Origin of the sequence: Aliamphritea hakodatensis (assembly GCF_024347195.1) — a bacterium.
GTDB classification, from domain to species: Bacteria; Pseudomonadota; Gammaproteobacteria; order Pseudomonadales; family Balneatricaceae; genus Amphritea; species Amphritea hakodatensis.
The window spans coordinates 2,599,631-2,612,865 of sequence record NZ_AP025281.1 but is presented as its reverse complement, the minus strand read 5'-3'; the positions used below and the strand labels follow the sequence as shown (position 1 = coordinate 2,612,865).

Annotated in this window: 12 protein-coding genes; all 12 read right to left on the bottom strand. The window is 51.4% G+C overall.

Annotated elements, in window-relative coordinates; all coding sequences use genetic code 11:
* Positions 1 to 47 precede the first annotated feature (47 nt).
* Positions 48 to 1,388 (bottom strand): hypothetical protein, encoded by a 1,341-nt coding sequence (locus tag PCI15_RS11955; RefSeq protein WP_271270198.1) that lies wholly within the window; start codon positions 1,386 to 1,388, stop codon positions 48 to 50.
* A 389-nt stretch (positions 1,389 to 1,777) separates the two neighbouring features.
* Positions 1,778 to 3,943: a hypothetical protein gene (locus tag PCI15_RS11950; RefSeq protein ID WP_271270197.1), complete on the bottom strand. Its 2,166-nt coding sequence runs from the start codon at positions 3,941 to 3,943 to the stop codon at positions 1,778 to 1,780.
* A 553-nt stretch (positions 3,944 to 4,496) separates the two neighbouring features.
* On the bottom strand, positions 4,497 to 6,650 hold the full coding sequence (gene gspD, locus PCI15_RS11945; RefSeq protein ID WP_271270196.1) for a type II secretion system secretin GspD: 2,154 nt from the start codon (positions 6,648 to 6,650) through the stop codon (positions 4,497 to 4,499).
* Between the two features lie 21 nt (positions 6,651 to 6,671).
* On the bottom strand, positions 6,672 to 7,280 hold the full coding sequence (locus tag PCI15_RS11940; RefSeq protein WP_271270195.1) for a hypothetical protein: 609 nt from the start codon (positions 7,278 to 7,280) through the stop codon (positions 6,672 to 6,674).
* On the bottom strand, positions 7,277 to 7,894 hold the full coding sequence (gspM, locus tag PCI15_RS11935) for a type II secretion system protein GspM (protein ID WP_271270194.1): 618 nt from the start codon (positions 7,892 to 7,894) through the stop codon (positions 7,277 to 7,279). Before gspM ends, PCI15_RS11940 begins: the two co-directional genes overlap by 4 nt.
* Positions 7,891 to 9,000: a PilN domain-containing protein gene (locus tag PCI15_RS11930; RefSeq protein WP_271274566.1), complete on the bottom strand. Its 1,110-nt coding sequence runs from the start codon at positions 8,998 to 9,000 to the stop codon at positions 7,891 to 7,893. The genes gspM and PCI15_RS11930 overlap by 4 nt, the downstream gene beginning before the upstream one ends.
* A 34-nt stretch (positions 9,001 to 9,034) precedes the next feature.
* A complete protein-coding gene (locus PCI15_RS11925; protein WP_271274565.1) occupies positions 9,035 to 9,976 on the bottom strand; it encodes a type II secretion system minor pseudopilin in 942 nt (313 codons plus the stop codon).
* Positions 9,951 to 10,670 carry a PulJ/GspJ family protein gene (locus PCI15_RS11920; protein WP_271274564.1) on the bottom strand — a complete coding sequence of 240 codons (720 nt, stop codon included), beginning with the start codon at positions 10,668 to 10,670 and terminating at the stop codon, positions 9,951 to 9,953. Before PCI15_RS11920 ends, PCI15_RS11925 begins: the two co-directional genes overlap by 26 nt.
* Positions 10,670 to 11,083, bottom strand: a complete 414-nt coding sequence (locus PCI15_RS11915; protein WP_271274563.1) for a type IV pilus modification PilV family protein — start codon at positions 11,081 to 11,083, stop codon at positions 10,670 to 10,672. The genes PCI15_RS11920 and PCI15_RS11915 overlap by 1 nt, the downstream gene beginning before the upstream one ends.
* Entirely contained in the window at positions 11,076 to 11,522 is a 447-nt protein-coding gene (locus PCI15_RS11910; protein ID WP_271274562.1) for a GspH/FimT family pseudopilin, read from the bottom strand. Before PCI15_RS11910 ends, PCI15_RS11915 begins: the two co-directional genes overlap by 8 nt.
* 23 nt (positions 11,523 to 11,545) lie before the next feature.
* The gene (gene gspG, locus PCI15_RS11905) at positions 11,546 to 11,998 is read right to left on the bottom strand and encodes a type II secretion system major pseudopilin GspG (RefSeq protein WP_271274561.1); all 453 of its coding nucleotides are present in this window, start codon (positions 11,996 to 11,998) and stop codon (positions 11,546 to 11,548) included.
* 16 nt (positions 11,999 to 12,014) lie between these two features.
* On the bottom strand, positions 12,015 to 13,235 hold the full coding sequence (locus tag PCI15_RS11900; RefSeq protein ID WP_271274560.1) for a type II secretion system F family protein: 1,221 nt from the start codon (positions 13,233 to 13,235) through the stop codon (positions 12,015 to 12,017).

Sequence of the window (13,235 nt, the reverse complement as noted above, 5' to 3'; positions counted from 1 at the left end):
GCTGTAAGAAAACCGGCCCGGAATGGGCCGGTTTTTTATTACTCCGTTTACTCAGTTAACAGATAAGGATTCATGTCCGGGCTGGGGCATTCGGACGGTAACCCTGGTGTGTCGGATACGCAGATTGAACAATTGGCATCGTCATCATCGGAGACTTGCGCTCCAGAGAAGATCCCTTCTGCCATCACAACGGCTGTATTAGAGAACAGAGCCTCAGGGGTTTCGCCTTGCATGTACACAGTAAACAGTGAATAGATACCGTCACCGTGCAGCAGTGTTTCGCCGGTAGGCATGCTTGGGTAATAGCAGATATTCAGATCTTTATAGGCACCCGGTGCCAGATCATTTATCGGCAGGTTCTGATCAAGGGCGATTTCATCCACCAGAACAATGTTGGTCAGTGTTTCATCATTACCGTTGTTGGTAACGCGGATATCAACACAGGCCTGCACACCCAGAATGGTTGCTTCGCCAACGGTGACCTCTTTTAAACGGATCATCGGATCAGCACAGCTCTTTTCAATCACCACGCTTGGTGGTGCGAAATCAGGGCAGCTTGCATTGCTGTCATCGCTGACAGTTGGCTGGTGGCCAAACTCGGTATCAGCGGTAACAGTCACTTCGTTATAACCATTGTTAGGCAATGGAGTGGCGGAATCACAGACCACGCTGATGGTGGCCATAGCGTCTTCACCCAGTTGCTCAGGTACATTGGTTATATTACAGCTGGCGACATTTGTCAGTGAGTCATCAACCATGAAGTTATTAAGTACGCCGTCACCACTGTTAGTGACTTTAACTTCATAGGTGTAACGGGCGCCGTTTTCACCATTGTTGAGTAATTGCGGTGCTGAAGGACAGCTTTTCTCAACGGTGATGTCCGGGCTGCCTGGCAGATAGCAGAACGAGATATGGCTCAGGCCACTGAATTGTTCTTTTCTTGGATGTAAGGGAGAATGCAGATTACCGTCGGTGCTGATGCCTGTACCCGTGTAATCATACATGTTGCCGCCGATTGGGCCGCCTTTTACAAAAATCCCCTGAATCTGGCCCTGAAAGTTCTCCCATTTGAATGTGTTATTCCCGGTCAGGGTAATATCGACGTAAGGGTTTGAGAGATAGTCCTCAGGATGCAGCTTAATTTCCAGCAATCCGGGGATTCCGCTCACCTCACCCAGTTGAGAACAGGTTGGGTTGCCCTCATAAACATGCGGAACTATTCCGCCCGGATCGGTTGGTGAGCCCGCACGGTCCTGAAAGTCCGTGTGGCCTGCATTTGCTGAGACCGAAAGCATCATGGCACAGAGCCCCCCTACTGCAAAACTCCACAGTCTTTGGTGGGGTGTGCCGTTAGTACAGCCATTATAGTCAGATGTTATATAAGACATGGCTTGTCCTCCTTTTGGTTAAAGACTGCTGTCAGGTCGTTCTGGCAGCCCTTAGAAGAAGCAGGAACTCTGCCCCTGCTTCTGTGACAAGCGCTGAAACAACATTCCCCCGAACAAGCCTGATTACAGCACTTTGTATATAGTGAGCATATACCGTGCCATGAATATAACTTATTGATATCAGGTGGTTATTGGAGAGGTTTAGTGCTTTTTTTCCCCGCTTAGTAAGGCAGTGTTTACACATCGGTAATTCACCGTGAACTATGTGTAAAGATGATGAAACTGAGGTTTCTGGCACAGGTTCAGCAGGTAAATTTAACGGCGAAGAATAAAAAAGCGGGGGCCGATGCCCCCGCTATGCTATGCCTCTGTGTTACTGAGTAATCATATTAATTACACAATTCACAGGTTGCACTGTCAGACTTGTCTTCAGGATCACCCTGAGTCAGTACGCCTGAGAATGCGGCAGTTGCTGTGTTGGTGAATGTTGCTGTGCCCTGCTCAATGATTGGGCCAAGGTCAGCATCAGGCAGATAAGTGGTCTTGATGACCAGAGTCTCACCCACATCTAACCGGCCATTACAGCCAGCATTGGTACATGACATTCCGGCAGGACCACTGACTTTCTCAACGGTTTCTGCAAGGGTGTCAGTCAGCAGTACGTTAAGATCCTCATGATCGCTGGTATTACCTGAGTTGGTGACCGTGATCAGGTTAGTGATCTCGACGGCCAGTGCCCCCTGGTGTGCAACCAGTGCAACGCCATCCGGGTCAGCCTGAGTACCGCACTCTTTAACGATGGTCAGGTCACGTAACGGTGCCAGAGCGCATGTCAGTACGCTGGCGGTATCACTGGCAGATTCGTCAACAAGGTTATCAACCAGATAATCTGCACTGGCTGTTATTGTATCGGAATGGTCGGTGTCATTGGTTTTAGTCAGTGAACCTGAATAAGCCACAAGGTCACCGATTTCCATGGTGCCACTGCCCAGAGTGAGGTTAGCCTCACCGGCATCCTGAATACCGTTAACAGTCACAGACTCATACCAGGCAACAAAGTTGTTTGGTGTGATGCCTGAACCGTCGGTAGCCACGTCAGCCAGGTCGACATTCGACAGCAGGACGTTACCGGTATTTTCAATGGTACCGCTCAGCGTTGCCTGATAAGTATCATTGTTTATCAGCGCGGCTGTGCAGTTCTTCGTCACTGCAAGGGTTGGGTTAGACGCAAAGCATGCCGCGATGGCTTCTTTGGTATCTATCAGAGAGCCTCCACCGGTGGTAGAGTACGCTTCTGCGGTAACCGTATCCGTAAAGTTCAGATCGGACAGGTCCGGATTGGCCACGGTGTAATGGCCTTCGTAACGAACCACAGTACCACCGGGTACGACGACAGTCGGTTCGCCTGCAGTACCGGTGTTGGTGATAGCTGTATCACCACCGTCACAACCGTCTCCGCCTGTATCGATGCAGAATGCATCAAACACAGCGACACCGCCGGGGGCAGTATCAGTCAGGTCAATGGACAGAGAAGCGACACCGGTATTATCAATGTTACCGGCAAAGCTGACGGTTACCTGGGTATCGTCACCGTTAATATCGGCTTTACAGAACTTATCGACTTCAAAACCGCACAGTGGGAACGCGCCAGTAATGAAATCTTTCAGCTGAGCAGTAAATGAGCTGGAAGAACGGGTTTCGGCCATGAAGCTGGCAAAGCAGCCGTCACCACCGACCAGTTGAGTGATGTTAATACCCCCTTCGAAGAAGGTTTCATATGGGAACTGGTTAACAAAACCGTCTTTTGAGGTATAAGGCCATGGGCTGGCAGTCGGGTCGTTAGGGCCGTTTTCATCGTTTGAAACAGCACAGGCCAGATCAGCACCCGGACCACCACAGATTGCACCGGCACCGGACTGACCTTCAATTAAGCGCAGGTTTCTGGCGGCACAGTCTAAAGGACCAGGGTTATTGCTGGCAGCTTTAGGACAGGTTTCATCCCATACCAGCACCTGGATTAACGGTACAGCATTGTTAGCCTGCGGGAAGTTGACCAGCACCAGAACGTCACCGTTGCTGTACTTGCCGTTACTGAAGGTGGCTGATGTGTGATTCCCGAAAAACTGTCCAAAATCCGGGTCCTGAGGGTCATCAATGATGCCAACCTCTTCAACGAAGAACCAGAAGCCCAGAAAGGTGTCACCGGCATTTGCAAAGCGGTCAGCACCAAAGTAGACCGTCAGGTCGCCGTTGTCATTATATGCGGCAGCGAAGGCGTCGCGGATATCACTTTTATCCGGTACTGAGCCGTCTCCCCAGCTCCAGTCGCTGACATCATGGATGTCTTTGTTACCGCCGCCGAATATGGAAATATCTGCGTTCTCGGAAACAAATGTAAAGACATCATCGTTACCGTTGTTTGTTCCGTTGATTAAGTCATCATAGAGGGTTTCCCAGTCATCGGGTTCTGTTGCCGCAGCATCATCAACCGCATTCCCTTCGAGCTGAAAGAAACCGTCATGTACAGCATGGGCTGACACGGATGCCAAACACATAAAGCATCCGAAAAACCATGCCTGTATATATCGGAAGAGTGTCGTTTGTTTCATATTGCACCTCACCAATTCCGCAGGAAATAATTGCCACAGAGGCATCCGCATCGACACAACATATACTGCGTTTGTCTCAGACGTGAGGTCGTTATCCTGCTCTGTTTTTTGGGGCTACCCTGCCTGCTTTTCCCGCTTGGGAGGTTCTGTTGCGTTCCGTTGTGCGTAATCAGACTGAGTGATCAGGCAGCAAGAGTAGCGTCTTTAAGTAGGCAAGTTCTGTGCCTGTTTGTAAGGTGTTGATTTATAGGAGTTTATTTCTATTAAAATTCTGTAAAAAGTAAGGAATGTATAGGCGGTATACAAAACCTGAGGTTCTGTGTAACAACCGCTTTACGGTAGCTGTTTAAAATGACGTACTGCTAAACGCAATAAGTTTTTTGCGGATACAAGTGCCAATTAATCAATTAATTAGATAAAGAAGTGAAGGTGTTTTAGCAGGCAGGAGTTGTTAGTCTGTGTAAAGTTGCCGGTGCGGGTAGGCACCGGCAGGAAAATATTAAAGCGGAAATTCAACGCCTTTGAGTTTCTCGCGGTATTCCCGGGTGACATCCCGGGCTTCCTCTTTGTCGGTGACCGCCGTTGGCGTGATCATAACGACCAGCTCTGTACGGCTGACGCTCTTTCGCTCACTGCCAAATAGCCAGCCGACAACCGGTAAATGCCGTATCCCCGGTACCCCGCCACTACCGGTATCGCGGTTTTCTTTTATAAGACCACCAAGCACGAGGGTTTCGCCACTCTGTACGGCCACACTGGTTTCAATTTGCCGCTGGATGATGGTCGGTGAATCAATGCCGGAGGTCGTTGTCTGGTCAACATCGTTCACTTCCTGTTTGATATCCAGTACGACCATACCCCCGGCATTTACCCTGGGTGTAACTTCCAGCAATACACCGGTATCCCTGAACTGAATAGTGCTGGTGGTGTTCAGGTTGTCGCTTGCCGTAGATGTGGTTTCCGATGTCCGTACCGGTACCTGATCGCCAACCCTTATGGTTGCGGTATGATTATCCAGCACCATCAGCGTGGGTGAAGATATAACATTCAACTTGGAGTCTTCTGCCAGCGCGTTCAGCAGTAAGCGGGTTCCGGCGGCATCGAATACTTCAAAGTTAGCGGTGGCGAAAAAGTTGCTGGGAGTCACAATCGGCACGTTACCGACAGAACCTCTGGAGGATTTACCATCCAGGGAGGATTTGAAGAACCATTGCAGGCCATAGCGCAGCTCATCTTCCAGCGAGACCTCTACAATGGTAGCTTCAACCAGCACCTGTAATGGCAGTACATCCAGTTTCTGAATGGCTCGCTGTACCTTTTCATAATCAAGGGCTGACGCCAGAATGAGTAACGCATTGTTTTCTTCATCGGCAATAATACTTACATCCCCAACATCGAGGCTGGACCCGTCAGAAGGCTGTGCAGAACTTAACCGTACCGGGCTTGTACTTTGCGCGGTCTGTGTATCGGCGTCTGTATCCGGCTCATTCACCGGTCGGGGACGGTTTACGGATGTATTACCTTCATCGGCCTGACGGCTGCGGCGCTGGCCTTCAAACAGCTCTGACAGCATTTCTGCCAGATTTTCTGCTTTGCCATTCTGCACGTAGTACACATACATGTTTGTGCCGCGTGGATCTTCTGCCCGGTCCAGCCGTTTGATCCAAACCTTCACATCACGCAGGTATTTTTTTTGCGGCGTAATTACTAATAGCGCATTGAGTCGATCGATTGGCAGAAACTGAACAAATCCGGCCAGAGGCCCTTCAGCGGCATCACCAAAAATGGCTTCCAGTTCTTCAATCATTACATCAGCAGCCACTGTCTGCAGCCGGAATAACCCGACTGACATGCCTTTGAGCTGATCGACATCGAAAATATTCACCGTTTCCTGGATGTTCTGGAGTTCATCTGCTGAGCCGGCAACGATCAGCAGGTTACGGCGGCTGTCGACTTCAAGCAGGCCCTGTTTGGGCTTCAGCGGCTCCAGTATTTTCATCATTTCCGAAGATGCGATATACCGCAGGGGCATAATCAGTACCTGATAACCCCGTCCGCTTTTTAAACCTGTTTGTGGTGAATAGCCTGAATCCAGTGCCGATTCGGCGGGGACGATTTCGTAGAAATTGCGTGTTTGGCGCAAAACCGCGCCGTTGATGGCTAACAGGGCTTCAAGGGTTGGGAGAAGCTCTTCCTGCAGGAGTGGCTGGCTGGTTTTCATGTGCACCGAGCCTCTGACCCGGTCATCAATGACATAGTTTTTTTGCAGGATATCACCGAGAATGGTTTTGATGACTTCGCTGATTTCAGCGCCCTGGAAATTCATGGTGATCTCGCCTTCCGCGGCGGCTGGCGCTGATTCTGATGAGGTTTGAGATACCATCACCCCGTGACCTTCATAAATTTCAAAGCTGGGAGTTTTGGCTGTTTCGTTAAGGCTGCCCTGATCCGAAAAACGGGATGCTATCGCCGAACTGTCTCTGATGGCTGACCGTTGTTTTGTGTTTTCCCCCGGTGCCTGCTGCGTCTCTTTGTTATCAGAATACCAGGGGTTGTCGAGCGCCTGACGATGCCCTCCCGGTGTCAGACTGCATGCATAAATAAAATAGCAACTGGCAAAGAGCATCACTGTTCTTACTGAGAGATTATTCATTACATCCTTCCTCGGCAGTGGTTATTCTGTTTTTGGATCCACTGCCTTTTCCACGATTTGTGGCTTTAACTTTTTCCGGTCGGGTTTAGTTACTGCCGCCTGCTTCTGTTGCTGGGTCTGAGGCTGGGCCAGTTCCCGGGGCTGCCACAGTTCAAACCGTACCTGTTCTTCGCCGTTACTGACCAGTGCATAGTCAGGGCCAACCTCGTCCAGTAACCAGCTGGGTTCCAACGGCATTCCTGCTTCAATCCGCCGGGGGGGTCCCCCCTGTTCTTTAGATGAAAACAGGGCAATGGGCGTTTGTTTCAGGAGAATGGTGCCGCTCAGTCGCCATTTTTCAGACAGGTCACCAAGGTTATTGTTAACGCTGGCTTCGGGCCGTGGACGCCGGGATGCATGAAACAGCGGCCTTTCACTGATGCTGCGATAATCACTGATCGTCGCGGTACGGTGTGCCGCTGTATCGGCAGAGTTTTCCTGAGTCTGTGCGGGCTGCGAATCAGGGCCAGTACTGGCAGTGTTGGTGCCGGTGCCGTTTTCCTGGGCATGCAGCGGTGCTGCTAACAGTGTTGTAAGGAGCAGAGTTATCAGCGTGCCTGCCAGATATTCAGGCGGTGGAATTAAATTCATATCCCCTCCGCTAATGTGTATGCGGTGACATTAAACTGTACGTCAAGTGTCGGAACGCGGGCTCTGATGCGGCTTTTTGCTTTACCCCGGCTGGTGACGACAGTGTTCGGCTCAGTACGGATGGTCGAACGGATCACCAGATCATCGGTAAACAGCACTGGCCGGCTGTGTTCGATGGCATACAGCACTTTCACCAGATCGGTAATTTCTGTTCGCAGATGAACTTTAATGCTCACGGCTTGTAAGGGGGTGTTCTGCTGCAGGTTGTTAATGCCTGTGCTCACCAGCTGTCCTCCCGTACGGCTGATCATTGAGTTGATCATTTGTTGCAACTGAGCGGCCGCCAGACTGGGTTTTGATTCCCTCAGGTAGATATCGGTTACCGGCGCAGCAGCCCGTAACTCCTGTAATTTGGTACGGTTGTCCTGCAATTCTGAAGCTACCCGGCGGTAAACCTGCAACTGATGTTCTAACTGCTGAATTTCACTCCGGGTCTCCAGATATCGGGTTAACAGCGGTGCGATGAGCAGCCAGTAGATCAGGATGGCAAATATCATTAATAATGCCAGTGCCAGAAAGCGGCTGCGGCTAAACGTTGACTGTGCGGGACTCATTGTGCTGACTCCCCATGCAAACGGCCACTGATTACAAAGCGTTCCTTCCGGGTTCTGGGGTTCAGTGTGACCGGTGAAGCGAAGGCAATCTCCGTCATCAGCTGTGACTGATCCAGCAGGCCAATCAGTGCCGATGCCTGACGGGACTCACCCTGAAGGCGAATGTCCTGACCGTTTATCTGTAACTGGTTAATCCAGGTGTGATCCGGCAATATCCGGGTCAGTTGTTTAAGAAAGTCCAGTGTGGAATAGGATGCCTGCTGTTGCTCACTGAAAAAGGTGCGGCTCTGACTCAGTATTATGAATTCCTGTTCTACCGCTCTGGCCTCTTCCGCCGCCAGTTTAGGTTCCGTGACTGCCTGCCTGAGTGATGTCAGCTGTTGTTGCTGAAAATGGAATGGCAGGATCAGCAAGGCGATCAGCAGCAGGATTACGAGACTGGTTCGCCAGAAAATTCCCATGCCGGACCGGGATGTACCGGTATCTGTTTCCGGTAGCAGGTTCATACTGTAAAGGTTGTTACTTTGTTCTGCGGACGGAGCTATCACACCGGGGGCAACGCCCCAGTCAGCCAGTTTATTCAGTACCGGTTCGAGTATTTCGCGGGTTACCACCTTCAGCGCGACCCGGATCCGGGTGTCATCGTTGTCAGCTATGCCGATGACCCGGTAACCATAATAGATGTGCTCTGCTTTGTACGGGGTATAGCGGTCAATTTCATATCTGAGCACATCCGAAAGATTACGTTCCGTGGCACGGGGCAGGATGATTTCTGTTTCCAGTAAATATTCCGGAGGGAGTAAGAGAATGATCTGATCGGCCTGCTGCGCATACGGATGGTAACGGCCTGACAGTTCAGGCGACGGATCATCCAGTGTCAGGCTGCCGAGGAGTACAAGCTGGCCACGGTTGCCAAACCGGAAGCTGCAGGCTTGCTGCTGGAGTTCTGCAATCAGAAATCTGCCTCGGTTTGTCAGGTGATGCCTCAGTGTATAGGGCATCAGTTCCAGCAGTTCTGTGCTCCACCATTTCCAGAAATGCCGGAGTTTGTGGAGTATTTGACGGACACTGTTTGCTATAACGGAGCTGCTTTGTGGTGTATCCATGTTGGTTATCCTTTAATTCGGTAACCAGTAAATGCTATTCCTCTCTTGGCTGCGTTCCTTCAGACGGGATAGGAATACGAATACTCTGTACCTCGTGGTTACCCAGAGGCCCCGTCCTCTTGCGGATAACTACGTCTTTTAACGCCCGGGCATGTTCTGCCACAAACGCCTTAGTATGAATAGTGTAGTAGACACCTTGTAAAGTTGGTGGAACAAATTTTTCAATAAACTCCGGAGGCGCAGGTGCCGGTTGCTCACTGTCATGGTGTTCACGCCGTTTCAGGATGTACTGATCCACGGCGATAGCGGTGGCATTGGGAAACGCCAGCAATACCAGCCGGGGTGCGACTTGCGGATTAATTTGCTCCCGCCGGGAGTAGACAGTGATGGCCCCTGAAACCGCTTCAAAAATCCATTCTTCCATGCCAAGAATCTGACGTAACTCTGATATGGATTCGAATTCGTCATCTTTCGCTTCGTAAGCCAGTCCGGCAGCTATGTAGTCCTCGTCTTCGGCGCCGTTAAGTCGGCGCAGGTTGTCCGGGTCACGCCAGTCCAGCACGGCATTTGCCAGAAAGTTGCTTTTTTCCGGCGCGACACCGGCTGCCACAAAAAGCCTTTCAAGTTGCAGGAGGCTGACCTGATTAAGGTCGAACTTTCCGTTTTCGTCCTGTAGTTTTACCTCGATCTGAATACCGTTCAGGGTCATCAGGTGTGGGCTGCTGTCTGCCAGCCAGCGTTCCTCAGGGGGTAAAGACAGATTCATAACCGCCCAGTTAACACCGGCATCAGCCGCATAACTGAGACGGGTGTGGCTGAGCAGATTGTGCGACAGCTGTGTTTCGGTACGGGTAATCAGAGAAAGATGCATGGCCATCAGGGAAAGAAGTACTAACAGCCACAGCACCATCACCAGCACAAAACCGTACTGGCTGTGCCGACCGGGGGCGCTATAAACCCAGTTGCTTGACTTCATAGTTGTGTACCTGGGGTTTGATCATCAGCTCAGCGGTTACTCTCCCCTCCTGGTCAGCCAGCCTTACTCTGATCAGCTCCGGTAGTTGCTTTTGTTTTTCCCATTCTGTTTCCCAACTGGGTAAGTGGTCATCAGGGGTATGGCGATAATCAATTTCGATCTGGCTGACGCGGTGCAGCAGGAATACCCTGCTTTCGCTTTCCCGCAGCTGATCCCGGGCTGTATCGATCAGGAAAGGCTGATTATCTTCATCCTCAGATTCGATTTCACTGGCAGTTCCCTGTCGGGCCGATGGCTGGTTATCATAGGCCAGATAGCTTAAGAGCAGCCCCTGTCTGCCAGCTTCATTATATTCCAGTCCAATTCTGATCCAGTACAGGTGGCTTAAAGTGGTGTCGCCGGGTAACGGCGCAACAAAAGTAATTTCATCAGGATAGCCTGCAAAGGCAATCATGCTTTCGCCGCCCTGATTGTAGAGTACTTCGTTACGGGCCTGACCAATCAGCTTTCGGAGCATCCACTGGGCGCTTTGCTGCCGGTTCTGTGTTTCCTGAATGCTGATCAGGCTTTCCCAGTTCCGCACGCCCAGATTGAGCCCCACAGAAACGAGCAGCATAACCAGACCCGTCAGGGTCAGTGCGACAAGGACTTCGACCAGTGTAAAGCCTTTCAGACGTGCTGCAACGACAGTCATTACAGGGGCTCCGTACGTATCAGTTTGACGGTTTGTAACCTGACCTGGCGTTCTTTTGTGTTTCCCCAGGCAACAGTGACGGTGACGCTCAGTGACTCGAGATCATTGACAATAGCCGGATCATAATCAGGGTATTGCCAGTCATCAATGTCCACTTCCCAGTGATACTTGTCATCGATCCGGCCCCGGTCCCGGCCGGGCCGCAGCGCCTGTCCGGACGTTACCTCTGCCATCCTTGATTCTGCAAACTGCAATGCTTTACGGTACTCTGCCCCCGTGACCTGATGGTGCACGCTGGCAGAGAAAATGTTCATTATCACTGTGAGTGAAACGCTGAGTAGCAGGAAAGAAACCAGCACTTCCAGCAGGGTAAAACCTTGTTGTGGGTGTGAGGATTTTTTGTGTTCAGCCATCGACGTTCACCCTGCCCGTTAACCAGTCGACCATGATCTGATACTGACTGTCCGAGGCTTTCAGGCTCACGCTGCCACCACTGGAACTGCCGTCAGGAAAAAACAAAATATAAGGTTGGCGGTCTGGCCTGTGACCAGCCCCCGTGAGTGAAATAACGGTGCCTGCTTCCAGTGGATACAAGGTGTTCTTGTTCGCATGGCTAACCGACAGTTCGCCACTTTCAGGGTGCAGTTCAACACGGACCAGGCTGGCCCGGCTGATTGCTTCACTGCGGGCAAACCGCAGCAGAGCAGCGATTTTCTGGCTGTCACCCCGTAAGGCCATGCGCTCGGCTACCTGGTTGAAGCCCGGGGCTATCAGGGTGGTGGCCATCACGGCGATTACCAGAACGATCAGCAGTTCAAGTAAGGTAAACCCCCGATGGTTATACCCGCGCATTTTGCTACTCCTGTTTCAGTACTCTATTGCCAGTTAGCAACATCGCGGTTTTCAGCCTGCCCGCCTTCCTTGTTGTCTGCGCCGTAGGAATATAAATCGAATTCGGCATTTTCTCCCGGATGTCTGTAGTGATAAGGATTACCCCAGGGGTCCAGCCGGATAACGGATTTTTTCAGATAAGGGCCGTTCCACTTATCTTCACCTGAAGGCTGTTTTATCAGTGCCTCAAGGCCTTCATCGGTACTTGGGTAACGGCCTACTTCAAGGCGGTAGAGGTCAAGGGCTGATGAAAGCTCTTCGATCTGTAAGGCCGCTGTTTTTACCTTTGAACCTGACAGTTGGCGGAATACCTGCGGGCCGACCAGGCTGGCGAGTAATCCCAGAATGACCAGTACTACAAGGATTTCCAGTAGCGTGAAGCCTTTTAATGTTGCAGGTATACTCCCCCGCTTGTTATTTGCGTGTCGGGCATACATGGCTGTTCCTCCTGCATTAGATAGGTATGTCGTTGATACTCATAATGGCAGCCAGTATTGAGATGATGATGCCGGCAATCATAATGCCCAGCCCGACAATAAGTGCCGGGGTGAGCACGGCCAGCAGGCGCTGAGTCTGGTTGGCTACTTGCCGGTCATAAAGATCAGCTACCTTGATCAGCATGACATCGAGCTGGCCGGTTTCCTCTCCTACCTGAATCATCTGTATTGCCAGTGATGGAAAGCGTCGGGTGTTCTGCAATGGCCGGGTAAGGTGTTTACCCGCTTTAAGTTCAGCAGCTGCCTGATCCACTGAGTGCGTCATCTGTGTATTGGTCAGGGTCTGCCGGGCGATCCCCATTGCGCTGAGCAACGGCACACCGCCATGTAGCAGCGTACCCAGGCTGCGGCAGAACCGTGCGGTTTCCACACTCTGGATCAGCCGCCCTAACAGCGGCAATCTCAGCTTGAGGTTATCCCACGATTCCCGTTGAGCGGTTTTCTGTAACTGATACCTGAGCAATACCATGCCGGGCAGGATGACTGCCAGCGCCCACAGGCCGTATTCCTTAATCCCCGCAGCAACGCTGAGAACGACGGTTGTGGAAAGGGGCAGCGATTTGTTCATACCGGCAAACAGCTGTTCAAACTGAGGCACGACGTACACCAGAATAATCAGCAGCGAAATAACTGATACAACCACCAGAATAATGGGGTAAATGAGAGCGGACAGCAGATTGTCACGCAAAGCCTGACTGCGCGTCAGGTAAGCAGCCAGATTCTGTAATCCTTTGCCCAGATCGCCATAGGCTTCAGCGGCCTGAATCATGCTGATATAAAAGCTGCTGAAGATTCCAGGTTGCTCAGCAAGGACGCCGGATAAGGCCTGCCCCCGCCGGACACCTTCCTGAATCGGTACAATCCGCGTCTGAAGTTTTGGATCATCACTGACATTAATCATGATCTCCAGGGCCCGGTCCAGGGAAATACCCGCCTGCATCAGTGAGGCTAACTGCTCAGTGAATATTAACAGTCTGGCTTTGCTGAACTCGGTGCCTCCTACCGGTGTGTTCAGCAGCCGGTGAAGGTCTGAGCCCTGTTGGGGTTTAGCGATGCTGAGTGGGATCAGCCCCTGGGATTGCAGGCTGTGAGCGACAGCGAATTCATCCGCTGAATCCAGTGTGCCGGCTTTTTCTTCACCGTCAGAGGTCACCGCCCGGTAAGCAAATAAAGGCAT